This window comes from Nocardia pneumoniae NBRC 100136 (assembly GCF_000308755.1).
Taxonomy (GTDB): domain Bacteria; phylum Actinomycetota; class Actinomycetes; order Mycobacteriales; family Mycobacteriaceae; genus Nocardia; species Nocardia pneumoniae.
Genome location: NZ_BAGF01000152.1, coordinates 124,464 through 149,826 on the forward strand (window position 1 = coordinate 124,464; position 25,363 = coordinate 149,826).

A 25,363-nucleotide genomic window follows, 5' to 3' on the forward strand; every position below is an offset into this window, starting at 1 on the left:
CTGGCTTGCGGCACGACCGCTGCCGGGCAGGTCAGGGCTCGAACCGATATGTCGCGGCTCGGCACACCTTCGGCGTTTCACCTGTCCGTCCAGTCCGTTTTGGTGCACTCTGTGCGGTATGACCGCCTCCGACGCCGTGGGGATGCCTCTGCTGTACCTGGTCGAGATCTCCGAGCCAGGGTATTTCAGCCAGCCGTGGTGGAAGATCGCCAGCGCGGGCGAGCCGAGCCAGGTCACTGCCGCGCTGATCGAGCTGGCCGTGCGGACCGAACGCGATATCCAGCGTGGTCGAAGCCACGGACGCTGCTGGTACCGCTACGACGTGCGGTGGTCCGACGGCGCCATGCTGGAATGTTTCCAGGGTGCCATCCGATCGGTGCTGATCCCGGGGGAGTTGCGCTGTCTGGCGCTCGCCATTTCCTCGGCCTCGGGCGCCACCTTGCGCTCCGCTGAGCGGCCGCCGCAGTAAGGGGCGTCCGTCGGGAACCGCGATGTGTGTTGCCCGGCTACTTCTTGGGGCGCTACCGCAGCAGAACACTTGGCGAGCAGGTCGGTGAGGCCCCTGCCGAGTTGACGGCTCGGCGCATCCTGACTCGATCACCCCGCCGCTGCGAGGGCCGGAATCTCGGTCCGCGAAGCCGTAGGACGCCGCCCTTGCCGCCGTCCTTTGGCAAACAGTGCCGGTTCTGGTCTGGGCAAATCTCTCCAAGGGCGCAGATGTGTGCGGAGGTCGGCGCGGGCAAGAGCGGCCCGCGCCAATGACAAGTGGTCGCGCGGCGGCTGAGTAGGTTGCGAACACGCTCGTGTATCGGCGCGCCCCGTCCTCCACGCAGGCGAGGGTGCCATGCCTGTGGGTGTCGGTGCGCGGAGCCCAGCGACATGACGCGGCCCCACCGCACACCAAGGGTGGGACTGTGCCCACCCCTAGGGTTTGCTGGATGATCCCTGAGGTGCCTGGTTTCGAGGTTGTGGACGGCAGACAGTAGTAGCTGACCCAAAACGCCGTCCCTACCGAGGAACCACGAGATGCAGCCGAGCTACGTTCACCACGTAAGGCAGCAAATTTTCGAATACGGGGAAACCAGGTCCTACACCTACCTTCACGAGGCGGGGCGCGAGCTTCGCGAGGAGGTCCTCACCTATCTCGAACTCGACCGCGACGCCAGGGCTGTCGCCGCCTGGCTGGCGGACCGTCCGGAATCGGCCGAGCCGGTCGTCCTCCTCTATCACGACGGGCTGGCGTTCCTGCGGGCATTTCTCGGGTGCCTGTACGCGGGCGTGATCGCCGTTCCCGCGCCTTTGCCGCACGATGAGCGCAGCACCCGGCGGTTGGCGGGCATGATCGTGGACTCCGGGGCGCGACTGATCCTCACCACCCGCGACGTCCAGCCCCTTGTCGCGGCCGCGACCAGCGAGGTCGTCGCCGCGACCGACGGTCCGCTCGGCGACCCGGACGCGTGGCGGATGCCCGACATCGACTCGGGGACCATCGCCTTCCTCCAGTACACGTCGGGCTCGACGGGTACCCCCAAGGGCGTCGTCGTGACGCACGGCAACCTCATGCACAACCAAGCCGCCATCGCCTCGATCGGGCTGACCGATGCCGCGACAGGGGTCAGCTGGATTCCGCACTTCCACGACATGGGCCTGATCGGTTCGCTGCTCGGGACGTTGTACGTCGGAGCGAACCTGGTGTTCATGGCGCCGACCACCTTTCTCAAGCGTCCGGTGCGCTGGCTCCGGGTCATCGACAGCTACCGGGCCACCTTCACCGCCGCACCGAACTTCGCCTATGACCTGATCGCCCGCCGGGTGACCGATGAGCAGGTGGCCGAACTCGATCTCAGCACCCTCGACATCGTGATGAGCGGCGCCGAGCCGGTGCGGGAACGGACGATCGCGGCCGTGCTCGAGCGTTTCGCGCCCGCCGGCCTGCGATCCACCGTCTTCCTGCCTGCCTACGGGCTGGCCGAGGTGACGCTGCTGGCCAGCGCAGGATCCATCGCCGCCGCGCCCGTCTACCTGGATCTCGGCCGCGAGACCCGGCTCGTCGGCTGTGGCCGGGCCGCCCGCGGTCTGGACATCCGCATCGTCGACCCGCGCACGCGGCAGCAGCTTTCGGAGGACGAGGTCGGCGAGATCTGGATTCGCGGTGACAGCGTGGCGGCGGGCTACTGGAACCGTCCCGAGGCGACCCGCGAGACCTTCGACGCGTACATCGGCGCCGAGGGCCCGTTCCTGCGCACCGGCGATCTCGGCCTGCTGCACGAGGACGAGCTGTTCGTCACCGGCCGCAGCAAAGATCTGCTGATCGTCAACGGCCGCAACATCTATCCGCAGGACATCGAAGAGCTGGTCCGCGAACTGCATCCGGCGCTCGCCGCCGCCGGTGTCGCCGTCTCCGTCGACGCGGAAGGACGGGAGCGACTCGTCGTGCTGCAGGGCGTGAAGACGGACCGGCAAGACGGCGCGACGCTCGCCGAGCTGTCCTCGGCGATCAAGAAGGCCGTCGCCCGCGGATTCGAGGTGGCCGCACCGAATGTCGTTCTCTTGGAACCACGATCGGTGCACCGCACCACCAGCGGCAAGGTCCAACGCGGCTCGATGCGCGAAGCGTTCCTGTGCGACCGCGTCGGTGGCGTCCTGCACGAAGATCTCGAACCGGCGCTGAGCCGATCTCTGACCGCCTGACCGACCGATACCCCGTCGAGGAGCCCGAACATGTTCAGCACCGCCGTTACCTGCCCGGCAACCATCCAGGGTTGGCTCGTGGAGCGCGTGGCCGACTACACCGAACGCGCACCGCACCAGGTCGATCCCGCGGTCCCGCTCGCCGAGCTCGGCCTGGACTCCGTCTCGGCGGTCAACCTGTGCGGCGAGATCGAGGACCAGTGGTCGCTGGACGTGGATCCGACCCTGGTCTTCGATTACCCCACCATCACCGACATCGCCGCTCATATCGCGGCCGAATTCGCCCTGGCCGCATGACCGATATCGCCCTCGTCGGCCTCGACTGCCGATTCCCGCAAGCACCCGATCCGGCCGCACTGTGGCAGCTGCTGATCGACGGACGCGACGTGATCTCCGACGTCCCGGCAAACCGTTGGAACGCCGACGACTTCCACGACCCGGCCGGTGCGCCCGGCACGATCAACACCCGCAGCGGCGGATTCATCGACGACGCCGATGCGTTCGACGACGAGTTCTTCGGCATCACCCCACGAGAAGCCGAGGCGATGGACCCGCAACAGCGGTTGCTCTTGCAGACCACCTGGCGGGCGCTCGAGGACGCCACCCTCGATCCGCGCGGCGAGGCCGGTTCGCGGACCGGGGTCTTCGTCGGGGTGATGGCCAACGAGTGGGCCAACCTGCAGATGAGCGACTATGCGGCGATCACGCCGCAGCACGGCTCGGGCAACGGATACTTCATGACCGCCAACCGGCTGTCCTACCAATTCGACCTGAAGGGCCCGAGCATCGCGGTCGACACCGCCTGCTCGTCCTCGCTGGTGGCGATCCACCTCGCGTGCGCGGCATTGGCTTCCGGAGAATGCGACCAGGCGATCGCCGGGGGCGTCAACCTCGTGCTCACCCCGGCCGTCGGGGTGTTCTACACCCAAGCCGGGCTCTCCGCGCCGGACGCGCGGTGCAAACCGTTCAGCGGCAACGCCGACGGCATCGTGCGGGGCGAGGGCGTTGCCGTGCTGGTGCTGCGGCGGCTGGCCGACGCGCAGGCCGCGGGCCTGCCGATCTACGCGGTGATCAAGGGCAGCGCGGTCAACTCCGACGGGCGAAGCAACGGCATCACCGCACCGAACCGCTGGGCGCAGCAGCAGGTGATCGGCGAGGCGTGCGACCGGGCCGCGGTCCTGCCCGAGGAGGTCGATTTCCTCGAGGCGCACGGCACCGGAACAGTGCTCGGCGACATGATCGAAGTCAAGGCGCTCGGGCAGTTGCACGCGAAGAACCGCGTGCGTCCCTGCGGAATCGGTTCCATCAAAGGCAATCTCGGCCACACCGAGGGAGCCGCCGGTGTCGCGGGCCTGATCAAGGCCGCGCTCGCGCTGCACCACGGGGTCGTTCCGCCGTCCAGGTTCGCCGACCAGGAGAACCCCCGGCTGCGGATGGCACAGCACGGCTTGCGGCTGCTCGCCGAACCGATGCCGCTGGAGCGGCCCGCGCACGGCGGTGTCAGCAGCTTCGGCATCGGCGGCACGAACGCCCACATCGTGCTCGGTAGTGCACCCGAGACGGCATCTCCCGCGTCGTCCGGCGTCGGTGTGCTCACCCTGTCGTCGAACGACACGGTCGGGCTGCGGCGCAACGCGCATCGCATGGCCGAGTCGTTGGCGGCCGTGCCGCCGGATCGCTTCGCGCAGCACTGCTGGACCAGCAATCGCGCCAAGGCGTCGGACCGACACCGGCTCGCGATCGTCGCCGCCGACCGCGACGACGCGATCGCACGTCTGCGAGGCGAGCTGGAATACGGTGTCGCGCAGCCGCTGCGCGTCGGCTGGATGTTCACCGGCCAAGGCTCGCAGTTCGCGGGCATGGCCAGGGCGTTGGACTCGGCGAGCCCATTGTTCCGGCGCGCCCTCGCGACGGTCGACCAGGCGATGACAGCCCACCTCGGCCGCTCGGTGCGCGAGCTGCTGCTCGACCAGCGCGCCGACATCGACCCGACCGAACTCGCGCAACCCGCGATCTTCGCCATGGAGTACGCGCTCGCCAAGTCGCTGGCCGACGCGGGCGTCCGGCCCGCATGGCTGATCGGACACAGCATCGGTGAATTCGCGGCCGCCGCGGTGGCCGGGGTGTTCGACCTGGACGACGCCTGCCGACTGGTCGTCGCACGCGGCGCACTGATGCAGCGGTTGCCGGACGGCGGCGCGATGCTCGCCGTGCGGGCCACCACCGAACAGATCGCCGAGCTGCTCGCGGACGAACCGGACGTCGCGCTCGCCGCCGTCAACGGACCAGGAGAACTCGTGCTCTCCGGTGCGGCCGCCGCGGTGGGCCGGATTCGGGATGCGCTCACCGCGCGTGCGGTGAGCACCAAGGAACTCACCGTTTCGCACGCATTCCACAGTCCGCTGATGACGCCGATGCTGGAGCGGTTCGCGGCTGTCGCCCGCGAATGCATCTATCGCGCACCGGTTCTTCCGATCTACTCGACCGTGCACGGCCGACTGCTCGGTGAACACGAAGCGATGGACGCCGCGTACTGGACCGAGCACATCCGTGCCACCGTCCGGTTCGGCGATGCCGTCGAGGCCGCTCTCGGCACCGATCCCACCCACGTGATCGAAGTCGGTCCGCGCCGCGTGCTCGCCGCTCTGGTCGGACGGATGCGTCCCGGCCTGGCGGCGCGCTGCCTGGCGCCGAGCCCGGGGCCCGCCGCGACCGGCGGCGAATTGGCCGAGACCCTGGCGGCGCTGTACCGCGACGGACTCGACCCGAACTGGGACGAGCTGTACGAACCGGCGCAGCGCGTGCGCCGCCGCCTGCCGGTGTACGAGTTCGGCACCGAGCACCGGTTCTGGGTCGAACCACCCACCGTCGGTTCGACTTCCGCCCCTACCGAGGAAACGACCATGGATCAGCTGATTTCGTTCTTCCGCGAGCAGAACGCGGTGCTGGCGAGCCTTGTGGCGGGCACGAGGCAAGACGGCGCGCCGCAACCGGCCGCCCCGCAAATGGTGGCGCCCCAGTCGCTCGCCCCGCAGACGGCGGCCGGGCCAACGGCCCTCGCGCCGGACGCGGCCGGTGTGGTCCGCGCGGAACTGGCCAGGGTGAGCGGATTCCCGGTCGATCGACTGCGCGACGCGCAGACCCTCAGCGACGACCTAGGATTCGACTCGCTGATGCTGACCGACCTGTTCGCCGGGCTCATCCGCAGGCTGCCCGGACTGACCATCGATCCCGCCTGGTTCAGCCGGACGACGACGCTCGGCGACGTGATCGGTTACGTCACCGGTCAAGTCGGCGCACCCGGTTCCGAGATGCCCGCCGCCACGCCGAGCGCGACGGTTCCGAGCGCGTCCGAACCCAGGCCCGCCGTCGAGCCGGAGTACCGGATCGGCGACTTCGCGGAGGTGAAGGCGATCGCCGACCGGGTCTCCGGGGTGGAAGCACTCGGCCTGTCCAATCCCTACTTCCTCGTCAACGATGGGATCACCGGCGACACCTCGGTGATCGACGGGGAGCCGGTGATCAACTTCTCCAGCTACAACTACCTGGGTCTGTCCGGCCATCCGGCGGTCGTCGCGGCCGTCCAGGACGCCGTGGCGCGCTACGGCAGTTCCTGCTCGGCCAGCCGGGTCCTCTCCGGGGAGAAGCCGGTGCACCGCGAGCTGGAGGCCGAACTCGCCGCCCTGCTCGGCACCGAGGACGCCATCGCGCTCGTGGGCGGCCACTCCACCAATGTCACGATCATCGGGCACCTGGTCGGTCCGGACGACCTCGTCATCCACGACGCCCTGGCGCACGACAGCATCCTGCAAGGCTGCAAGCTGTCGGGCGCGACGCGGCGGCCGTTCCCGCACAACGACCACGCCGCACTCGACCGGCTGCTCACCGAGATCCGGCATCAGTACCGGCGGGTGCTCATCCTGATCGAGGGCGTGTACAGCCAGGACGGCGATATTCCCGATCTGCCCGCGATCATCGCGATCAAGAAGAAGCACAAGGCGCTGCTGATGATCGACGAGGCGCACAGCGTCGGCGTGCTCGGCGAAGGCGGCGGCGGAATCGGCGAGTACTTCGGCGTCGATCGCGGCGATGTCGAATTGTGGTCCGGCACCATGTCGAAGGCGCTGGCCGGTTGCGGAGGCTATGTCGCGGGCAGTGCGGAGCTGATCCGCTTCTTGAAATACACGACGCCTGGATTCGTCTACAGCGTCGGCATGACGCCGATGAACGCGGCCGCCTCCGCGGCGGCGATCCGCCAGCTGCGAGCCGACCGCGAGCCGCTCGAACGCCTGCGGCGCAACGCCCGGCTGTTCCTGCGCCTGGCCAGGGAAGCGGGGATCGACACCGGCGACAGCCACGACACACCGATCATTCCGTGCATCGTGGGCGACTCGCTGAAGACGCTGAAGCTGTCCAACGCACTGCTGCGCCGAGGCCTCAACGTCAACCCGATCCTGTACCCGGCGGTGCCGGAAGACCTTGCGCGCCTCCGGTTCTTCGTCACCGCCTGCCATACCGAAGAGCAGATTCGCGACACCGTCAAGATCCTCGCCGATGAACTCGGCATGCTTTCGGAGAGCTGATCCGCGCCGGGCTTGCGAGAGTGCCACCGAGACTTGCGCCGTGCACGTCGACGCGCCGGTGGCCGCTGTAGCATCGGGCTTGTTGTTGGGCTGATGAAGGTCGTTGCTGCCGACCGTAGCGACCGCATCGGAGGTACCCGGCAGCAATGATTCGCTCGATCATGCGCTCCGCGATCGCGGGGATCGCGGCAATCGGCCTCTCGACCGCGGGCGTTCCGGCGCCCGGTGTCGCGTCGGCGCCACCCACCGTGGTCGTGACCGGCGGCGAGATCTCCGGGTTCGCCGCGAATGGAGTCGTCGAGTATCTGGGTATCCCGTTTGCCGCACCCACCGGCGGCGACGCGCGATTCCGTCCCCCTCGGCCCCCGGCGCCGTGGCCCGGCGTCCGGCCTGCCGTCGGTCACGGTCCGCTGTGTCCGCAGAACGGATATCTGCCCGGCACACCTCCGATGGGGCCTACCAGCGAAGACTGCCTGACCATCGACCTCTACGTGCCCGAGGGCGCACGCGACGGAGATCTGCCGGTCATGGTGTTCTTCCACGGCGGCGGTTACGTCACCGGATCCAACGGCCAATACGACGCGCCGTCCCGGATGGTCGCCGAAGGCGACGTCATCGTGGCGGTGCCCAATTACCGTCTCGGCCCGTTCGGATTCATGTCGTTACCGGAACTGGCCGAGGAGTCGGGCGGAGCCACCGGAACAGCCGGTATCCAGGACCAACAAGCCGCCCTGCGGTGGGTGCGCGACAACGCCGCCGCCTTCGGTGGCGATCCAGGCAACGTCACGATCTTCGGTGAATCGGCCGGTGGTGGAAGCGTCTGCACACATCTGGCCGCACCCGGCTCCGACGGCCTCTACCACAAAGCCATCGTCCAAAGCGGATCCTGCGCCCAGTCGCCCCTGGTCCCCGGTAACCGCGAGGATGCCTTCGCGCGCTCGCAGCGCTACGCCGACAGCGTCGGATGCGGCGATCCCGCGACACAATTGGCGTGTTTGCGTGCACTGCCCGCCGCGAAACTCCTGGATTCGCCGACCGTCCAATTCGACGGGCCGATGCCCATCTGGGTGCCCAGCATCGATGGTGTCGTCGTTACGCGCACACTCGACGTCGCACTGAAGGTGGACGAGCGGAAAATCCCCTTGATCATCGGAAGCAACAGCAACGAAGGGGCGTTGTTCGTCGCCGAATCCGACTACGCGCGCGGTCATATCCCGGATGCCGCAAGCTACGAACGCTATGTACGGCAATCATTCGGCGCCTATGCCGACAGAGTCCTCGCCGAATACCCGGTCGAGCGCTATCCCGGACCCGCCGCCGCTCAATCCGCGGTCATCACCGACGGTCTGTTCGCCTGTCCGGCGCTGCTCACCAGCCGCGTGGCCAGCGGTACCGGACATCCCCTGTGGCAGTACGAATTCGACCAGGCGCCATTCGGCGACGCAGACCCCGTGCTGCCGGGCGCCTTCCATTCCGCCGAACTGCCCTACCTGTTCACCAGTCTGATGGGCGTGCCGATCCCGTGGACCGGCGCGTCCGATGCCTTCGCCCGGCAGATGCAGCGATGGTGGGCGACTTTCGCCCACACCGGCGACCCGAACGGACCTGGCTCGCCCCAATGGTCCGCGTGGCCGGAACCCGATGGTCCGAGCTCCGACGGCGCGGTGCTGGTCATGCGCGCGACCGGCAGCACCATGTCGCACGACTTCGCCGCCAGGCACAGGTGCGGATTCTGGTCCGAGCTTCCGGGCTGAATCCGCGCGCCACCGGGCCGCAGGTCATTCACCGACGCCGAGAGCGGTCAGTAACACCAGAACCACTGTCGTCACCGCGAAAACGCCGTGACCCGCGACGACCGCCACGGGAAAGTGGCTCTCGGCGGCCTCCTGCGTGCCGGATGCGGCTCGGTCGCGGTATACGGGCAGCCAGCGGGTGAACATGAACAAGCCGAGCAAGGCCACCGGGAGCAGGAGGATGAACGCCGTCCACGCGAGCGCGTCTTTGTCGGCGAAAAGATAGATGATCCACACGATCAAACCGGCGACGGCGAGGATGAAGTGACCGAAGACGACCGGCGGCGGCAGCTGCGTCGTCTCCGGTTGGCGGGTAGCACCTTTCGAGATCCAGGTGGTGAGCAGGACGAAACCGCCTGCCGCGGTCAGCAGCCAGGTGATCAATGCCGCGATGGCCATGACGATTCCTTTCGGTCCGAACGACTAGGGATCAGCGCTGGAAACCGGCGGTCTGGGTGGCCTCGTCGGCCACGCGGACGCCGTAGTGGTAGGCGAGCTTTCCGCCGAGGAAGCCCGATACACCCAGCACCGCCAGACTCGCCGCGGACAGCAGCAGCGGGCCGAGGGCGACCGGACCGCGCGGCCCGTCACCCGCCTGTCGCCACAGGAAATCGATCGCGAAGGCGACGGTGATGGCGAGGTTCAGGCTCATGTGCAGCAGACCCGTCCGGAACGCTCGGGTGCCGCTCGGGATGGCCAGCAGATCCAGGAACCCGATCGCCGCCGCGGCCAGTGCCCCCACCACTCCGATCGCGATCAGCCACAGCGCGCCTTCGGCGAGAAAATCCGGATCGTCCACGACCCGCGAGCCGATGTCGAACACCAGGCTGGCCACCCACGCGCCGATCGGCACGGTCACCAGGATCGGATGGAACGGGTGTCCATATGGACCGGCCAGCAGCGCGCTCACCGGCCGCTTCGCCTGTTGTGGATCGCTGGTCACGACAACCTCCGAACTGGGCGGGATGGTGCTTCGCGGTGCCGAACAACGTCTCGGCAATACCCACTGCCCCGCGGATATCACGATCGGCGTCGGCCCAGTTCGGCGGTGATCGTCAAGGCGCGACGTCAGCCGCTAGCGGACGGTCGGCGCGTTCATGCTCGCGGGTGGCGGGTGGTGGAACGGAAGGAGTTCCGCAACGGGACGGCGAGGATCGCGCAGGCCGCCAGCACGGAGAGCGCGAGCAACGTGACGGGTGGGACGCCGAGTGCGGCGAGTGCGGCGATGGCCGAGAGGAAAACGAGAACGTACTGGTGTGCGTGTCGCGCGAATGCCATCGGATGCCTTTCATTCGAGACGAACGTCGGGGATCGGTGGCTGACCGCCAGCGTCAGTAGGCGAGGGGATAGTCCTCATCGGGAAGCGGGGTGAGAAAGGACTGCTCGATGCGGTCGGTGGTTTCGGCGGAGTCGAACGCGGCGCGAATGCGTTCGGCCAGCGGTGTGAGCGCGGTGGTGTCCAATCCGGTGTCCTGGTCGGTCGCGCAGACAAGGGTGTGTTGCTCGGCGTAGTCGGCGTCGTTGCTGGAGGGGATCGGGGCCATGACGGATCTCCTTTCGCTGTCGCTGCTGATCGGCCGGGATATCGAGCCGGGGAGGGGCCTGCTGCCTCCTCCCCGGCGAAAAAGAACGGCGTACCTGCATATGAGCCCGCGTAGCGATGCCGTCGTCCCTGCCATGCCACAGGTGTGGCGATGCGCGTAGAGCAGGTCGCACGCTGTGCTCGAATGCGCCAGGTACAGGGCCGGCGACGGCATCACGCGGAACTCGTTTCTAGCGGTCTGATGCGGGCATCACCTCGCTTTCCCTTCATCGCTCTGGTCGATTTGCAGCCCAACTGCGACTGCGTCCCTGCGGAGGACCACGCTGGGTAGCGCGCCCGGTCTCGGGGCGCCGGTCACGCGGCCCCAGCGGGTCCTGGACGGAGTGCGGGCCTTTCGCGCGACGCGGCCTCGGCGCCGGAATCCACCGGTGCGCGGGCCCCCGCATGCGTGCTCTGGCTTCGCACAGGATCGCATCGACCTCGGCGAACAGCTGTTCGAGATCGGGGTCGAGCAACCAGACGTCCAGGTCGTCGGGCGACTGCGAGCGCGGAACGAGACCGGTCATGACCTGCCTCCACTCGAGTCACGGGTCAGGCGTCGATCGCCTTGCGTCCGTCGCCGCGAGCGATTTCGATCCTGCGCGGCTTGGCCTTCTCCGCGAGCGGAATCGCGAGGCGGAGGACGCCGTCGCGATAGTCGGCGCGGACATGCTCGGTGTCGACATTGTCGCCCAGGAACAGCTCGCGGCTGAACTCCCCGCGTGGGCGTTCCGTGGCGACCATTTCCCGATTGACGCCGAGGTCCGGGCGGCGCGCCTGAACCGTCACGACGCCTCCTTCGACCTCCAAGCCGAGGGAGTCCCGGTCGATACCGGGAGCGTCGATCTCGACCACGAACTGGTCACCCTCGCGCCAGGCGTCCATCGGCAGCACCGTCGGCCCCGCCGCCGTGCCGAACACCTGCTGCGTCAAGCGTTCCAGATCGCGGAACGGATCGGTGCGCATCAGCATGGTCGTCACCTCCAACTCACTCTATTCTGCATAGAACGAATCAGAAAACCTGTGCCAAATGACACAGATTTCTTATAGCACCAACCTTCGTCCGGCGCAAGAGTCCGGCCGGAAAAATATCGCGACACCGGGGCGGGTGTGAGCCGTGGACGACCGGGTAGCCGCAGACCATGCGTACGACAGCTCCCTTACCGGAGGATCGCGCGGGCGCGCCGCTGCGGGCCGTGGTCACCGGAAGCGACTCCGGTATCGGCGCGGCGGTCGCGGTCGCCCTCGCGGGCGGTGGAACCGATGTCGGGCTCACCTTCCACAGCGACCGGGAGGGGGTCGAGAACACCGCCGCGCAGGTGCGCGAACGAGGCATGACCGCCGCGATCCGCCAGCTCGATCTGGCGGATCTGCCGACCGCCGCCGCCGTGATCGATGAACTGGCCGACGAACTCGGCGGTCTCGACGTCTTGGTGAACTGTGCCGGGACCGGCTCGGCCCAGAAGGTCATGGACATGGACTTCGACACCTGGCGGCACGTCCTGTCGGTCGACCTCGACGGTGCGTTCCTCTGTGCGCAGCGCGCCGCCCGGCACATGATCGCCGCGGGCAGAGGCGGGCGGATCATCAACATCACCAGCGTGCACGAGCACGCGCCCCGGGTCGGCGCCGCGCCGTACTGCGCGGCCAAGGCGGGACTCGGGGCGTTGACCAAAGTGCTGGCGCTGGAACTGGCCGAACACGACATCACCGTGAATTCGGTGGCGCCGGGCGAGATCTCGACACCGATGACCGGTCAAGAAGATGTCGATCCGCGCGAGCAGTATCGGCCTGGAGTGCCGCTGGGCCGCACCGGTCACGCCAAGGAGGTCGCCGCCGTGGTGGCGTTCCTCGCCACACCGGCCGCAGGCTACGTCACCGGCGCCTCGTATGTCGTCGACGGAGGAATGCTCCTGATGGGCCCGCAGGCCAGCACTCTGCTGCCGGACGAGAAGTGGCGAACGCCTTAGCTTTACGCCGGGGTCGGGATACGCGACCCGAGATCGGACGGCGGAGCCGAGCGACGGACAGGTGAAACCGGTTCATCGCACCCCGGTGCGGAAGGTCCGGTGGCATGATCGTGCTACCGGGCCGAGCAGGAGCGTGTGCCCCAGACGCCCGCGCGTGCGGGACTACACTGATAGCCCCAGTAGGAGCTAGGAGCACACTCACGCGATGGACGAATCGGGCGAACCGATCGTGGACACGGCCGAAGGAACGGTAGCCCGGGTGGTGGGGGCGGGCACGCCCCAAACCGCGGGAGGCTTCCGGTTCTGGTTCGGCGATCAGCGGTGGGAATGGTCGGACGAAGTCGCCGCGATGCACGGCTACGCGCCGGACTCGGTGACGCCGACGACGGAGTTGTTGCTCGCGCACAAGCATCCCGAGGACCGCGAGCATGTCGCCGAGGCGATCGAGAAGTCGGTCCGCAACGCCGAACCGTTCTGCAGCCGCCACCGCATCATCGACACCGGCGGGTCGGTGCATCACGTCATCGTGCTCGGCGACACCATGACCGACAAGGACGGCACCGTGGTCGGCACCGCGGGGTACTACATCGATCTGACCGCCACCATCGCCGAGGAACGTCAGGACCTGCTCGACGACACGCTGCCGAAACTGGTCGAGTCGCGCGCGCTGATCGAGCAAGCCAAGGGCGTGCTGATGCGCGTGTATCGGATCAACGCCGACCAGGCGTTTCACGTGCTGCAATGGCGTTCGCAGGAAACCAACGTCAAGCTTCGTGACCTGGCCGCGCAGATCATCGCCGAGATCGACCGCATCCCCCCGGCGCCACCGCAGGTGCAGACCGCCTTCGACCACCTGCTGCTCACCGTCCACGAGCGCGTTCCGAAGCGGTGACGCTCGGCGATCCGATCGCCGAGCGCCGGACTCACCGGTGCCGCAGCAGCGCGCCGACGCCGTCGCGCAGCGCGGTCGCGTCGTCCACCACGGTGATCGCGGCGTCGGTCGCCAAGGCGGCCACCGGCAGCGCCTCGTCGGCACGGCGCATCTCGCCCGCCGTGGTGTCCGTCGGGGGGCCGATCAACGGGTTCGGTGTGGTCCCGGCCAGGACCAGCCGGTCGCCCAGCGCTCCGCGGTGCAGCAGCATCCGTTCCACGTTGGCCGCACGCAGGGCGTTGGAGGTTCCGGCGAGCCCGTTCACCGCCAAGCCGTCCGGACGCCCGAGCTCGGCGGCGAAGCGGTCGAGCACCTGCCTGCGCCGGTCGGTCGCGACCCGGCGCAGGATCTCGCGTACTTCGGCGTCGAGCGCTTTCGGATCGGAATTCGGTGCCAGCGTGCCGGATTCGGCCTCGATGACCTCCCGTCCCCCCGCGCCGATCTCCGCGCGCAACTCCGAGCGGGCCTGCACTTCTCCGGCGAGCACGATGACGTCCGCGTGCACCGTGTCGGCCAGGCGGTCCACCTCATGGGCGAATTCGCGGATATTGCGCCGGGTGGTGTTCTCGACTCGCTGCTGAATCGTGCGATGGGACCAGCCGCCGCGGCGGACCTTGTGCACCGGATGATCGGCCCCGCGCAGGGCCTCGCCGAATTCGGCGCCGTGCTCGTCGAGCGAGTAGAGCTCCGAGCCCACCCGGTCCACGACCGCGACCACGTGCGGTATCTGTTCGGACTCGATCTCGATCAGCGGCAGCAGGTAGGGCAGCGGCGATACCCGGACGGTCTCGGCGTCCGGCGGGCTCGGCAGTCGCTCGTCGGCGAGCACCTCGGTCTCGTCGGCGATGAGCAGTCTGCCGCACCGTCCCTGCATCGGGGGATGCCGTTCGATCTCCTGGGCGAGCAGCCTGCGGATCCGGGGCCGCGCTCCGCTGCTCTCCAGTTTGGCGTCGATCGAACTCCACCGCAGCTCGAGTTGACGCGCCGCGTCTTCGGTGTCGTGTGAACTGTCGAAACAGACCGATGCGAAGGGGCCGTGCTTTTCGATTATCCGCCGAAGGTCGGCCATCGGTATCACCTGTTTTCCCTTAGCGCACGAATATGCTCGCCGCTGATGCGCGCCTCCGAGGCGCGGAGCCGCGGTGGTTCGCCACCAGCGGGACGCTGGACGAGTACCCGCGTATCCGGGGGCGAATCAGCGCTCGTCCGTGCAGGCACGAGCGTGTTCCGTGCCACACTCACGCCGCCGTACCGGTTGTGCGCGAACGGTTTTCGCAGAAATTTCGGCTTCGCGACGATTGGTCGGGATCGCTTCGGGTAGCGCTGTCGGTGTGGCCGTCGCCGACGGTCACCGATTTGGTACCAACGCACCGAAGGAGGATCCACGATGCCTGACCCGAAGAACCCTGGTCAGTTCGGCAACCGTTCGGATACCGAGGAGCAGGCGCGTCGTGGCGGCCAGGCCAGCACCGGTAGTTTCGGCGAGAGCAACTCGGCCGATCCCCGTGCGGCCGGGCGTAAGGGCGCGGAAGCACAGCCGACCGAGGCGAAGGTCCGCGGAGGCGAGCACAGCCGCGCCGGTCGCTGACGCCAAGAGCTCGAAGGGCCGGGTGGCGCGTGGCCGCCCGGCCCTTCTCCCCGCGGTCGAGTGAGGATTTCTGCTGGTCGAGTGCCCCGGAGCGGGACCGGGTGCCCTGCGGCGGCACCTGTCGAAAACCGGAAAGATCGGTTTGTTCTGCCTTCCGCGTGGTAATGGTTGTATATATCGGACCGACAGTGCGGTCGTCCGAACCACGGGCGAGGAACCCGCGCTGCTCGACGACCAGCCGATTCGAAGCGATCCGTCGCGAACCACCGGCGCCGCGCGAACACGAGGGCCCTCCGCACATACAGCTCAGCGCAGAGGAACGTCATCGTGATCGAGAAACCCAAAGCGCGCGTCGCAGACGACGACGATCGAGATCCCATCGTGTGGCCCGACCCCAGCCCGTTGAGCGGTTGGTGGGCCGAGGTCATGGCCCACCGCCGCATCACCCGCCCGCGAACCCCGACCTCCGACCCGATCCGCAACTGATCCGGCCCGGCGCGACCCTCGCTGATGGATGTGCTGGTCAGCGGGGCTGCTGGGCGTGTCCCAGTCCGTCGAGCGCCACTCTGAAGACGAACACCGCGGTGCCGGTCGGGTAGGGCGCGCACGTCATCGGAATGTCGGATGACCGGTACGTCGACGTAGACCGAATCGGCGAAGGCCCAGCGTGCCAACGAGTTTGGCGTCTGCTTGAATGGGAGATCACATTCGGCGGAGGACACGGGGGCGTCATGTCCGGCACCAGAGTCGTCTCCTTCCGGGGAGTCGATGTGCTCGAAGATTTGCTGCGCTGGTTGGTGCGGCGGCCGCCGCGCGGCGAACGGACACTGCCGATGGTGGGCCTGTCCGGTGATCGCACCAACGTCGAGGCCTGCCTGGAGATGTTCGCCGCGGCGCTCGGCAGCGCGGTGCACGTGACCGTCGATGCGGCGCGTCCGCAACCGTTGCCCGAAGGCAGCTCCCTCGTGGAAGACACGACGCCGGGGTTGACGGCATTGCGCCAACTGCTCTACAGCCTGTGCAAGGGGCTGTCGGCCGATCGTTTCGGGCGGTTGCGCCCGTTGCCCTTTCGGCGCTACCGGTTGGCCGAATGGCTGATGGCGCGCAAGCTCGAATCCGACAACGAGCTCGACGAGCTGGCGACGATGCTGCGCGAGAACCTGGGCCGATGGGGCGAGGAGCTGCTCGGCGAAGCGGAGCACTCGGTGGGGCCGCTGCAACGCATCCTGTTGGGGATGTTGCGAATCGTGTTGCCGACGGCGGTGTTCCGTGCGCGTACCGGCGGACGGATCCCCGGCGTCGGGCGCGAGTTCCGCTGGTTCATGCGTCAGCAGTATCTGGCGCCGGAGCAATCCAGCCAGTTCGTGGGATTCGCCCACCGGCTCACCGAGGGCGCCCGCAGGCACGAGCACGCGGAGCAACTGGCCAAACTGCTGGTGCACGCGTTTCTCGAGGATCTGCGGGTGGCCTACCGCCGTCGGTGGTGGAGCGTCGGCGCGGCGCGGCGAACCACCTATCCCGTCGTCGTCCTGCGCGCTCTCGACGCCGAAGTCGGTCAACGGCTGGTGGATCTGATCAACGACATCCGCAACGAGACCGGCAAGGACGACCCGCTGCTGGTGGTGATCGGCGCCAGGACACCGCCGCCCGACGTGGCCGCGCGACCGGCGTATCGAGTGCGGCGGATATACGAGATCTGGGTGGACGAACTACCGGTCGCGCGGCAGCGCCAGCGACCGAGGGCCTGGCAGCTGTGGTTCGCGGTGCCGGCGACCGGACCCGACGATGACGAGCCGGATCCGTTCCGCCGGATCCAAGCGCCCGCGCCGCCGTGGTGGGCGAGCCGGGCCATGTCGATGAGCATCGTCCTGCTGGTTGTCTTGCTCGCGGTGGCGGCGGGCGGATTCGCGGTGTGGCGGCCGTGGCGGTCGGGGCCGCCCGCGTGCGACGCGGGCGAAGCCGTGCGGTGGGTGCGCGTCGTGCCGGGCGAGGACGGCAACTGCATCGGTTTCAGCGCTTACGATCCCGATGATCCGGCCACCGGCGGTCGCGGCTTCCTGTTCGCCGGAGACGAGCCGGGCAGTCGACGCCTGGTGGAGGCGCAGCGGCGGGTGTACGGGCAGAATCTGCGTGCCGAGCAGCTCGCCCGTGCGCAGCCGGCCCGGCCGCTGTTCACGCTCGTCTATTTCGGCCAGCTCACCGGTGTTCCAGGCGACTACCCGGCGCAGAGCGAGGACATCGAGGGACTCGCGCTCGCCCAGTACCACGCGCTCGAATCGGTGGCGCCGTCGGAGGCGGTCACACCGGACACCGTCCCGCTGATCCGGCTGTTGCTGGCCAACACCGGTCCGGCCAACCTGCAGGGCGAGCAGGTCGTGGATCTGCTGGACCCGCTGATCCGCGCCGAGCCGAGCATCGTCGGGGCGGTCGGACTCGATCAGAGCCGTACCGCCACGCTGGCCATGATCAACGCGCTGACCGGGCTCGGCCTGCCGATGGTGGCGCCGAGCCTGTCGGCCGACGAGATGGTGCGGTCCTCGCCGCTGTATTTCCAGATCGCCGCGCCGAACTACGCGATCGCCGACATGATCAGGCAGTATCTGAACTCCCTTCCCGGGCTGGCCGGGCGTGGGGTGCGGATCTACCACCGCCCCGATCCGACTGATCTCTACACCGAGAACATGGCCCAGGACCTGCACATCCTCGCCGACGACGGGCGTGCGATCTGGGACGGGTCGTGGGACCTGCGCGACGCGTTCGTCAGCGCGGACGGCACCGACGCCTGCGAGCAGGTGCTGTTCTTCGCCGGGCGGGATTCGGAGTTCCCCGATTTCCTGCAGAGCCTCAACAAAGCCTGCGGCGATCAGCGCGTCATGCTGATCGCGGACGATTCGGTGAACCGGTTCATGGCCAGCGCCGAGCGGCGGAGGGCGGCCAACAGCGCACGCCCGCTGGTCTATGTGGCCAAAGCCAGCCTGGTCACCTGCCGGAACAAGGGCCAGGGATTCCGCAGCCGCGTCGAGTTCTACAACCTCGCCACCACCGTGGATCCGGAGATACCCAGTTGGAACGCCTGCGCCGAGACGGACAAGCCCTTGGGGCAACGGGTTCAGCTGCATCCGCTGGGCGAGCGCGTCGCGTTGACCTATGACGCGGTCGGCTTGTTCGTGCGGGCCGTGCAGGCGTTGGCCCCCGCCGTCTCCAGCGCCTGGACCGAGCCGATCCCGATCAGCGCGGCCGCGGTGTGGGCCGCGCTGCGTGATCTGCCGCGTCAACCGGTGATCGAATCCAGCAGCGGCGTGCTGGATTTCTCGGTCAGCCAGGGCGCGTACGCGGGCCGGGTGGCGCACGACAAATGGGTGGGCCTGCTCAGTGTGGAGCAGATCTGGGACCCCTCGACCACCGCCGAGCCCGTGATGATCTACGGCTGCGGCCGGGCCACCGCGACCGACACCGCGCAGTGCCGTCCCTACCCGCTGGGCCGCGGCTGAGCGGCGGCCGCGCGGGTCGGCTCGCGGGTCGCGCTGAGCGGCTCGGCCAGCTCCTCCAGCGATCGCCGTTCGGCACGCACGCCGTACGCCAGCTCGACCAGCCCCGCGGCGAACATGGCGACCGCGCCGATGGTGAACGCCAGCGCGGTCCTGCCGGGGTCGCCCTCGTCGGACAGTTCGGCGAACACCAGCGGTCCCGCGACACCGCCCGCGACAGTCCCGATCGCGTAGAAGAAGGCGATGGCCATCGCCCTGGTCTCCATCGGAAAGATCTCGCTGACGGTCAGATACGCCGCGCTCGCCCCGCACGAGGCGACGAACAGCACGGCGGTCCAGCAGGCGGTGAGCGTCACGGCGGACAACTGGCCCGCCGCGAAGAGCCATGCGGTGGCGAGCAGGAGCACGGCCGAACCGAGGTAGCTGCCCGCGATCATCGGTTTGCGTCCGACCGTGTCGAAAAGCCTGCCCAGCAGCAGCGGGCCGAGGAAGTTGCCGAGACAGAGGACGGCGAAGTAGTAGCCGACCCGGTGGTCGGGAACACCGAACGCTCTGGACAGGATGAGCGCGTAGTTGAACGTGATGGCGTTGTAGAGGAACGCCTGTCCGATGAACAGCGCCAGCCCGAGCGCGCTGCGGCGCGGATGATGCCGCACCATCACCGCCGCGATCTCGCGGAAGGAGATGGTGCGCCGCTGCCGGATGACGATCCGTTGCTCGGAGACGTCGTCCAACGCCGCGCCGGTGCCCGCGCGGACCTGCTGTTCGATCGCGGCGACGGTCCGCTCCGCGTCGCCCTCGTGGCCGTGGATGAACATCCAGCGCGGGCTTTCCGGAACATGCCTGCGCACCACCAGGATGACCAGCCCGAACACGGCGCCGAGCGCGAAAGTCAAGCGCCAGCCCACATCCGGCGCGAACAGGTCGGTGTTCAGCGCGACGATGGACAGCAGCGCACCGCCGACCGCGCCGAGCCAGTAGGTGCCGTTGACGACGATGTCGACACGTCCGCGGTAGTGCCGCGGAATCAGCTCGTCGATCGCGGAGTTGATCGCCGCGTACTCGCCGCCGATGCCGAAGCCGGTGAGAAAGCGGAACAGCACGAACCACCACATCGACAACGACAGTGCCGTCAGCGCAGTGGCGCAGAGGTACACCGCGAGGGTGACCAGGAACAGCTTCTTGCGGCCGAATCTGTCGGTCAGCCAACCGAAGAACAGCGCACCGGAACCTGCTCCAGCGACGTACATCGCCGCCGCGACACCGGAAACCTGTGCCGCCGTGATGTTCAGGCCGCTGCCCGGTTCCGACAACCGGCTGGCCACGCTGCCGACGACGGTCACCTCGAGCCCGTCGAGGATCCATACCGACCCGAGCCCGATCACGATCATCCAGTGCCACCGCGACCACGGCAGACGATCCAGCCTGGCCGGAATATCGGTCGATATGGTCCGCACGGCTCACCACCTTCGCCAAAGACTGACGATCGGTTACCCGGAGCCGCCGCGACGAACCGTCTCGGTGGGCTAGGCTCGGTCCCGAGTGAAACGTGTTCTAGAAGGTGGTCCGCCGATGAAGACGATCTTCGCGCTGTGGGGCGTTCGAGACCTGCTGCACGCCGATCTGGCGGCGCGGTTGCCCGGGACGGACGCTGTGCAGCTGAACGTCTCGGACGCCGCGGTCACGACGGCGATGCTGCGGATCACGACGTTCGACACGCCGGTGCAGGCCGTCGTCAGTGTGTGGTGGACCGCGGATCCGCGACCAGCCGAGGCGGCCGGAGTGCTCGGCGCGGTCGCCGAGCGGGTCGCCGGTTGGCACGTCGAGGAGGCAACTCCGATTCCGCCGCCGGTGGTCGCTGCGCTGGAGCGTGCGCCGGGGCTGTCGAACATCGCTTTCCTGCGCAAGCCGGACGACCTGCCGCACGCCGAATGGCTGGACCGCTGGCGCGGCCGTCACACGCCCGTCGCGATCGAGACCCAGGCCACGTTCGGCTATGTGCAGAACGTCGTGACCGGACCCGCCACCGACGACGCGCCCGCCATCGCGGGCATCGTGGAGGAACTGTTCCCGATCGAGGCGCTCACCGATCCGCACGCCTTCTACGGCAGCGGCGGTGACGACGCGGAGCTGGCGCGCCGCGTCGACCGGCTGATGACCAGCGTGGCGACCTTCGGCGGCGACCGGAACCTGGACGTCGTGCCCACCAGTCGATATCGGCTGCGGTGACGCTCAGCGGTCGGAGGAATGTCCCGCCGATTCGCGTAGCGCTACGCGTGCGGCGCGCACCGCGGGATGGTTGCCGGTGCCGCGTCGATAGGCCAGGCGGGTCCGTCGACGCGTCGGCAGCGCGCTGAGTACGACGTCGGCCGGACATTCCCGCGCACCGAGTTCCGGGACCAACGCGACACCCTGTCCCGCGGCGACGAGCGCGAGCACGGTGCCGAAGTCGTCGGCATGGTGACGGATGCGGGGTGTGAACCCGGCCGCCTCGCAGGCTCGCACGGTCATCGTGTGGCACAGCGTGCCGGGAGTGCTTGCGATCCAAGGGCTTTCGCGGTGCGCCGCGAGCGGCTGCGTGCCGCGTGCGGCGAGATAGACGACCTCTTCGAACAACGGCTCGCTGTGCAGCGCGGGGTCGGCGGCGACCGGCACGTAGTCGTACTCCTGTACCAGCGCCACATCCAGCGTCTCGGCGCGCAGCGCGTCGGGCGCCAGCGCCGGATCCAGTTCGGTCACCCGCAGTTCCAGCCGGGGATGCGCGGTGCTCAGGGCGACGAGCGCGGAAGAGAGGAAGGTCCGCACCGCGGTGGGGAACGCTCCGATGCGCAGCGTTCCGGTCAACTCGGTGTTGGCCGTGGCCAGCTCGGCGGTGGCCTGCTCGAGTACCGCGAGAATCGTCTCCGTGTGCTCGACCAGGGCCAGGGCCGCCGGGGTCAGCGTCACCCGTCGGCCGGTACGCGCCAGCAATGGCACGCCCGCCTCACGTTCCAGCGCGGCGAGTTGCTGCGAGACGGCGGACGGTGTGTAGGCGAGCGCCTCGGCGACCGCCGCGATGGTCTCCCGGTGCGCGAGTTCCCGCAGCAGGCGCAGCTTCCGGACATCGAGCATCAGCTCAGCTTAAGTTCTGCGATAGCAACGTGAACTGGTTCTGATGCATTGCTGCGGTCAGGCTGGTGGCATGACGCTCGCAGGTCTTTTCGTTCCGTTGATCACGCCGTTCACCGCCGATGACGCGCTCGCCGCCGACGCTCTGGAACGACTCGCTCACGAGGTGCTCCGCGACGGCGCGACCGGGATCGTCGCGCTCGGAACCACCGGGGAACCTTCGACGCTGACCGATTCCGAACGCGCGCAAGTGATCGCCATCTGCGCGCGGGTGTGCCGGGAGCACGATGCGCCGCTGATCGTCGGCGCGGGATCGAACTCCACGACCGGCTCGGTCGAGGCTCTGGCGCGGCTCGACCCGGACAGCACCGCCGCGCTCACCGTGGTCCCGTACTACACCCGGCCCTCCGAAGCCGGGGTGGTCGAACATTTCCGCAGACTCGCCGCCGCCAGCCCGGTGCCATTGATCGTCTACCACGTCCCCTACCGGACCGGTCTTCCGCTCAGCGCGGACACCCTGCTCGAGCTCGCCGATCTGCCGAACGTGATCGGCCTCAAGCACGCCGTCGGCGCCATCGACGACCCCACCATCGCGCTGATGAGCGCGCGCCCGGCAGGCTTCGCGGTGCTGGCGGGCGATGACCGCTTCGCGGCGCCGCTGCTCGCTCTCGGCGCGTCCGGCGCGATCGCGGCCTCGGCGGCCGTGCACACCTCCTCGTTCGCCGCCCTGGTCGAGGCATGGCGCGCCGGACCGATCGAGGCGGCCCGGCTGCTCGGCCACCAGCTGGCGCCCTTGTCGGCCGCGCTATTCGCCGAACCCAATCCGGCGGTCATCAAAGCGGTGCTCGCGGCGCAGGGCCGCATTCCGAGTCCGGCGGTCCGATTGCCCCTGCTACCTGCCAGCGACGGGGCGACGCGAGCGGCGTTGACGGCGATTGCGGAATTCTCGGAACGAGGAACCGCGATTCGCTGGTGCGAACGGCGTGAAGGTGCCACGCTGAAGCGGTGACACAACCTCCGGATACACAGGCGGCCGGGCCCGGCCCGACGGCCGACAAGCTGGACGCGGCCGTCTTCAAGGTCGCGGGCGTGGTCGTGCTCGGCGCGATCATGTCGATTCTCGACATCACCGTCGTCAGCGTCGCGATCCCGACCTTCCAGCGCGAGTTCGACACCAGCTACGCCATCGCGGCGTGGACGATGACCGGCTACACCCTCGCGTTGGCCACCGTGATTCCGCTGACCGGGTGGGCGGCCGACCGGTTCGGCACCAAGCGGCTCTACATCATGGCGCTGACCTTCTTCGTGCTCGGCTCGGTGCTGTGCAGCACGGCGTGGAACATCGAGTCGCTCATCGCGTTCCGGGTGATCCAGGGCATCGGCGGCGGCATGCTGATGCCGCTGGGCATGACGATCATGACGCACGCGGCGGGTCCGCAGCGGGTCGGCCGCGTGATGGCGGTGCTCGGCGTGCCGATGCTGCTCGGCCCGATCGGCGGCCCGATCCTGGGCGGCTGGCTGATCGAGAACTTCAGCTGGCACTGGATCTTCCTGATCAACCTGCCGATCGGCGTGGTCGCGCTGGTGCTGGCGGTCATCGTGTTCCCCGGGGACAAGCCGGAGCCGTCGGAGTCGTTCGACTTCCTCGGCATGCTGTTGGCCTCGCCCGGTCTCGCGCTGTTCCTGTTCGGCGTCTCCTCCATCCCCGGGGAGGGGACGGTCATCGCGGCGAAGGTGCTGATTCCCGCCGCCATCGGCGTGCTGCTGATGGTCGCGTTCGTGTTCCACGCGCTGCGCACCGAGCACCCGCTGATCGATCTGCACCTGTTCGGCAACCGCGCGCTGACCTTCGCGGTGCTCACCATGGTGCTGTTCGCGATCGCGTTCTTCGGCGCCGGTCTGCTGCTGCCGACCTATCTGCAGCAGGTGCGCGGTGAATCGGCGCTGCAAGCCGGTCTGCTGATCGCGCCGCAGGGCTTCGGCGCGATGCTCACCATGCCGGTCGCCGGTCGCCTGGTGGACAAGATCGGCCCCGGCAAGATCGTGCTCGTCGGCATCACGCTGATCTCGATCGGGACGGCCTACTTCGTCCAGCTCGACGCGGACAGCTCCTACGTGCCGATGATCGCCGCCCTGTTCGTGATGGGTCTTGGCATGGGCTGCACGATGATGCCGATCATGACCGCGGCCATCCAGACCCTGACCCACCAGCAGGTGGCCCGCGGCTCGACGCTGATGAACATCGTCAACCAGACCGCCGGTTCCATCGGCACGGCGACGATGTCGGTGGTGCTGACCAACCTGCTGAACAACGAGCCGCTCGCCCGCCCGGCGATCGCGGCGAACTTCGATCCCACGCTGGCGGGCAAGCTTCCGCCGGGTGCGGTGGAGACCGGTCTCCAGCAGGCGGCGCAGGCGTTCAGCCACACCTATGTGGTGGCGCTGGTGCTGATCGTGCTCACCTTGATCCCCGCGTTCTTCCTGCCGCGGACCAAGCCGACGAATCCCGAGGTCGCCGAGGCGGCGACCGCGGTACACGCGTAGCACTCTCTGTCCCGAGATCGCTTGGTCGCCAGGCGATCTCGGGACTTCGCGGGAGATGGGCCGGGCCGGAGCGGCGGGCGACGGGGTTCTGCGCCGTGTAGCGCGAGTATCGGACATTCGAAGGTCCCGCTGGTGGCACGCCCTTTCCCGGTCAGTGGTTGCGGAGACCGTCGAGCACGATATCCAGGCAGCGCCGCCATGACGGCGTGCCGCTGGTTTCACCGAGCAGCGACAGCGCCACACCAGGTTGACGACGTCCGCATCCTCGCATGGGACATGTACCGCAGACGAGATCGGGCCGAGGAGGTCGTCGACGCGCTGAGCGTGTGATCACCCTGGAGGGTCCATGCTCCGCCGGGAATGGACCGGCAATACCGGTTTGTTATAACAAAATTCGATGAATAGTTGTCAGGTGTAAAGGGCGATGAAACGGTCGAGGGATCGTTGGATATCCCCTTTGACGGCGCGGGCGACACCCGCGCCGATCGGGCCGAACAGCGGCGGGCCGCCGAGTTCGATGTCGACGGTGACCTCCGAACCCGAGCCCTTCGGGGTGACGAGCAGTTGCAGGCCCAGTTTGGTGCCGCCCTTGCCCGCGCCGGTCAGCCGCAGTCGATGTGGCGGTTCGGCGGCGCGCACGGTCCAGGTCACCCGGTTGCGCAGGCCCTTGACGAAGGCGATGCCGACCAGCTTCGTGCCGACGGTCAATTCGGTGGGAACCTCGCCGCGCCACGCTTCGTGCATGGTCAGCCACTTGTCGAGTTCGGCGAGGTCGGACGTGTGCGACCAGGCCTGCGCGGGCGAGATCGGGACGTCGACCGAGACCTTCAGCTTTGCCATGGGCGCATGGTATCCGGTACCGGTGGTCCGCCTGGTCGATGAACGCGCGTTCTGCCGGTGGCTTCCTGGGCGGTGATCGAGTTGCACGGCAGCCCAACATTATTGCGCATCTACGTCGCGATCAGCGGCACCTATAGTCCCAGTTCGGAGAATCCGAAAAGTGTCGGCAGGATCGGGCGAGACTTCGTTGGAATGCTGCTAATGTGCGAATGGTCGGGTTCTGGTAACCGTTCGGACACGATTCG

The 25,363-nt window shown here is 68.3% G+C and carries 22 protein-coding genes; 13 read left to right on the forward strand and 9 right to left on the reverse strand.

Annotated features, from left to right (window positions below):
• The first annotated feature begins 118 nt into the window (after positions 1 to 118).
• The 5 genes from ON34_RS32505 (at position 119) to ON34_RS32525 (ending at position 9,028) form a co-directional block, all read left to right on the forward strand.
• Positions 119 to 469: a hypothetical protein gene (locus tag ON34_RS32505; RefSeq protein ID WP_040787087.1), complete on the forward strand. Its 351-nt coding sequence runs from the start codon at positions 119 to 121 to the stop codon at positions 467 to 469.
• A gap of 557 nt (positions 470 to 1,026) precedes the next feature.
• Entirely contained in the window at positions 1,027 to 2,691 is a 1,665-nt protein-coding gene (locus ON34_RS32510; protein WP_040787088.1) for a fatty acyl-AMP ligase, read from the forward strand.
• A 30-nt stretch (positions 2,692 to 2,721) separates the two neighbouring features.
• Positions 2,722 to 2,988 (forward strand): acyl carrier protein, encoded by a 267-nt coding sequence (locus ON34_RS32515; protein ID WP_040787089.1) that lies wholly within the window; start codon positions 2,722 to 2,724, stop codon positions 2,986 to 2,988.
• Positions 2,985 to 7,274 (forward strand): type I polyketide synthase, encoded by a 4,290-nt coding sequence (locus ON34_RS32520; protein ID WP_040787091.1) that lies wholly within the window; start codon positions 2,985 to 2,987, stop codon positions 7,272 to 7,274. Before ON34_RS32515 ends, ON34_RS32520 begins: the two co-directional genes overlap by 4 nt.
• Positions 7,275 to 7,420: 146 nt before the next feature.
• A complete protein-coding gene (locus ON34_RS32525; protein WP_040787093.1) occupies positions 7,421 to 9,028 on the forward strand; it encodes a carboxylesterase/lipase family protein in 1,608 nt (535 codons plus the stop codon).
• A gap of 24 nt (positions 9,029 to 9,052) precedes the next feature.
• On the opposite strand, the gene ON34_RS32530 is transcribed toward ON34_RS32525, so the two are convergent.
• The 5 genes from ON34_RS32530 to ON34_RS32550 form a co-directional block, all read right to left on the reverse strand.
• The gene (locus ON34_RS32530; RefSeq protein WP_040787094.1) at positions 9,053 to 9,466 is read right to left on the reverse strand and encodes a hypothetical protein; all 414 of its coding nucleotides are present in this window, start codon (positions 9,464 to 9,466) and stop codon (positions 9,053 to 9,055) included.
• Between the two features lie 31 nt (positions 9,467 to 9,497).
• Entirely contained in the window at positions 9,498 to 10,010 is a 513-nt protein-coding gene (locus ON34_RS32535; RefSeq protein WP_040787097.1) for a DUF2231 domain-containing protein, read from the reverse strand.
• Between the two features lie 152 nt (positions 10,011 to 10,162).
• Positions 10,163 to 10,345, reverse strand: coding sequence for a hypothetical protein (locus ON34_RS32540; protein WP_040787100.1), 183 nt, complete (start codon positions 10,343 to 10,345; stop codon positions 10,163 to 10,165).
• Between the two features lie 53 nt (positions 10,346 to 10,398).
• Positions 10,399 to 10,611, reverse strand: coding sequence for an Rv3202a family protein (locus tag ON34_RS32545; protein WP_040787103.1), 213 nt, complete (start codon positions 10,609 to 10,611; stop codon positions 10,399 to 10,401).
• A 590-nt stretch (positions 10,612 to 11,201) separates the two neighbouring features.
• Positions 11,202 to 11,621 (reverse strand): Hsp20/alpha crystallin family protein, encoded by a 420-nt coding sequence (locus ON34_RS32550; protein WP_040787442.1) that lies wholly within the window; start codon positions 11,619 to 11,621, stop codon positions 11,202 to 11,204.
• A 170-nt stretch (positions 11,622 to 11,791) separates the two neighbouring features.
• Here ON34_RS32550 and ON34_RS32555 point away from each other — a divergent pair, with 170 nt between their 5' ends.
• Both ON34_RS32555 and ON34_RS32560 read left to right on the forward strand, forming a co-directional pair.
• The gene (locus tag ON34_RS32555) at positions 11,792 to 12,619 is read left to right on the forward strand and encodes an SDR family oxidoreductase (protein ID WP_051023460.1); all 828 of its coding nucleotides are present in this window, start codon (positions 11,792 to 11,794) and stop codon (positions 12,617 to 12,619) included.
• 205 nt (positions 12,620 to 12,824) lie between these two features.
• The gene (locus tag ON34_RS32560) at positions 12,825 to 13,511 is read left to right on the forward strand and encodes a PAS and ANTAR domain-containing protein (protein WP_051023461.1); all 687 of its coding nucleotides are present in this window, start codon (positions 12,825 to 12,827) and stop codon (positions 13,509 to 13,511) included.
• Between the two features lie 31 nt (positions 13,512 to 13,542).
• Here the strand turns inward: ON34_RS32560 and ON34_RS32565 are convergent, their stop codons facing one another.
• Positions 13,543 to 14,619, reverse strand: coding sequence for an Rv2629 family ribosome hibernation factor (locus ON34_RS32565; RefSeq protein WP_040787105.1), 1,077 nt, complete (start codon positions 14,617 to 14,619; stop codon positions 13,543 to 13,545).
• Between the two features lie 318 nt (positions 14,620 to 14,937).
• On the opposite strand from ON34_RS32565, the gene ON34_RS32570 reads away from it, so the two are divergent.
• The 3 genes from ON34_RS32570 (at position 14,938) to ON34_RS32575 (ending at position 18,629) form a co-directional block, all read left to right on the forward strand.
• Entirely contained in the window at positions 14,938 to 15,138 is a 201-nt protein-coding gene (locus tag ON34_RS32570) for a hypothetical protein (RefSeq protein WP_040787107.1), read from the forward strand.
• A 327-nt stretch (positions 15,139 to 15,465) separates the two neighbouring features.
• Positions 15,466 to 15,624: a hypothetical protein gene (locus tag ON34_RS36665; protein ID WP_157172565.1), complete on the forward strand. Its 159-nt coding sequence runs from the start codon at positions 15,466 to 15,468 to the stop codon at positions 15,622 to 15,624.
• 245 nt (positions 15,625 to 15,869) lie between these two features.
• A complete protein-coding gene (locus tag ON34_RS32575) occupies positions 15,870 to 18,629 on the forward strand; it encodes a hypothetical protein (protein WP_040787111.1) in 2,760 nt (919 codons plus the stop codon).
• On the opposite strand, the gene ON34_RS32580 is transcribed toward ON34_RS32575, so the two are convergent.
• Complete coding sequence (locus ON34_RS32580; protein ID WP_040787114.1) at positions 18,608 to 20,083, reverse strand: MFS transporter; 1,476 nt, start codon at positions 20,081 to 20,083, stop codon at positions 18,608 to 18,610. The two genes, ON34_RS32575 and ON34_RS32580, sit on opposite strands and share 22 nt — an antisense overlap.
• Before the next feature lie 115 nt (positions 20,084 to 20,198).
• Between ON34_RS32580 and ON34_RS32585 the strand changes: the two genes are divergently transcribed.
• Positions 20,199 to 20,855, forward strand: a complete 657-nt coding sequence (locus ON34_RS32585; RefSeq protein ID WP_040787117.1) for an EthD domain-containing protein — start codon at positions 20,199 to 20,201, stop codon at positions 20,853 to 20,855.
• Between the two features lie 3 nt (positions 20,856 to 20,858).
• Here the strand turns inward: ON34_RS32585 and ON34_RS32590 are convergent, their stop codons facing one another.
• Positions 20,859 to 21,737, reverse strand: coding sequence for a LysR family transcriptional regulator (locus ON34_RS32590; RefSeq protein ID WP_040787120.1), 879 nt, complete (start codon positions 21,735 to 21,737; stop codon positions 20,859 to 20,861).
• Between the two features lie 70 nt (positions 21,738 to 21,807).
• Here ON34_RS32590 and dapA point away from each other — a divergent pair, with 70 nt between their 5' ends.
• A complete protein-coding gene (gene dapA, locus ON34_RS32595) occupies positions 21,808 to 22,743 on the forward strand; it encodes a 4-hydroxy-tetrahydrodipicolinate synthase (RefSeq protein WP_051023462.1) in 936 nt (311 codons plus the stop codon).
• Entirely contained in the window at positions 22,740 to 24,278 is a 1,539-nt protein-coding gene (locus tag ON34_RS32600; protein WP_040787122.1) for a DHA2 family efflux MFS transporter permease subunit, read from the forward strand. The genes dapA and ON34_RS32600 overlap by 4 nt, the downstream gene beginning before the upstream one ends.
• Before the next feature lie 408 nt (positions 24,279 to 24,686).
• Here ON34_RS32600 and ON34_RS32605 read toward each other — a convergent pair whose 3' ends face one another.
• Positions 24,687 to 25,118: a type II toxin-antitoxin system Rv0910 family toxin gene (locus ON34_RS32605; RefSeq protein ID WP_040787123.1), complete on the reverse strand. Its 432-nt coding sequence runs from the start codon at positions 25,116 to 25,118 to the stop codon at positions 24,687 to 24,689.
• Positions 25,119 to 25,363: the final 245 nt, after the last annotated feature.

Excerpts from the sequence above, each read along its gene's own strand:
- ON34_RS32505 (WP_040787087.1), top strand. The coding sequence starts at position 119 with ATGACCGCCTCCGACGCCGTGGGGATGCCTCTGCTGTACCTGGTCGAG.
- ON34_RS32510 (WP_040787088.1), top strand. The coding sequence starts at position 1,027 with ATGCAGCCGAGCTACGTTCACCACGTAAGGCAGCAAATTTTCGAATAC.
- ON34_RS32515 (WP_040787089.1), top strand. The coding sequence starts at position 2,722 with ATGTTCAGCACCGCCGTTACCTGCCCGGCAACCATCCAGGGTTGGCTC.
- ON34_RS32520 (WP_040787091.1), top strand. The coding sequence starts at position 2,985 with ATGACCGATATCGCCCTCGTCGGCCTCGACTGCCGATTCCCGCAAGCA.
- ON34_RS32525 (WP_040787093.1), top strand. The coding sequence starts at position 7,421 with ATGATTCGCTCGATCATGCGCTCCGCGATCGCGGGGATCGCGGCAATC.
- ON34_RS32530 (WP_040787094.1), bottom strand. The coding sequence starts at position 9,466 with ATGGCCATCGCGGCATTGATCACCTGGCTGCTGACCGCGGCAGGCGGT.
- ON34_RS32540 (WP_040787100.1), bottom strand. The coding sequence starts at position 10,345 with ATGGCATTCGCGCGACACGCACACCAGTACGTTCTCGTTTTCCTCTCG.
- ON34_RS32545 (WP_040787103.1), bottom strand. The coding sequence starts at position 10,611 with ATGGCCCCGATCCCCTCCAGCAACGACGCCGACTACGCCGAGCAACAC.
- ON34_RS32550 (WP_040787442.1), bottom strand. The coding sequence starts at position 11,621 with ATGCTGATGCGCACCGATCCGTTCCGCGATCTGGAACGCTTGACGCAG.
- ON34_RS32555 (WP_051023460.1), top strand. The coding sequence starts at position 11,792 with ATGCGTACGACAGCTCCCTTACCGGAGGATCGCGCGGGCGCGCCGCTG.
- ON34_RS32560 (WP_051023461.1), top strand. The coding sequence starts at position 12,825 with ATGGACGAATCGGGCGAACCGATCGTGGACACGGCCGAAGGAACGGTA.
- ON34_RS32565 (WP_040787105.1), bottom strand. The coding sequence starts at position 14,619 with ATGGCCGACCTTCGGCGGATAATCGAAAAGCACGGCCCCTTCGCATCG.
- ON34_RS32570 (WP_040787107.1), top strand. The coding sequence starts at position 14,938 with ATGCCTGACCCGAAGAACCCTGGTCAGTTCGGCAACCGTTCGGATACC.
- ON34_RS32575 (WP_040787111.1), top strand. The coding sequence starts at position 15,870 with ATGTCCGGCACCAGAGTCGTCTCCTTCCGGGGAGTCGATGTGCTCGAA.
- ON34_RS32585 (WP_040787117.1), top strand. The coding sequence starts at position 20,199 with ATGAAGACGATCTTCGCGCTGTGGGGCGTTCGAGACCTGCTGCACGCC.
- ON34_RS32590 (WP_040787120.1), bottom strand. The coding sequence starts at position 21,737 with ATGCTCGATGTCCGGAAGCTGCGCCTGCTGCGGGAACTCGCGCACCGG.
- dapA (WP_051023462.1), top strand. The coding sequence starts at position 21,808 with ATGACGCTCGCAGGTCTTTTCGTTCCGTTGATCACGCCGTTCACCGCC.
- ON34_RS32605 (WP_040787123.1), bottom strand. The coding sequence starts at position 25,118 with ATGGCAAAGCTGAAGGTCTCGGTCGACGTCCCGATCTCGCCCGCGCAG.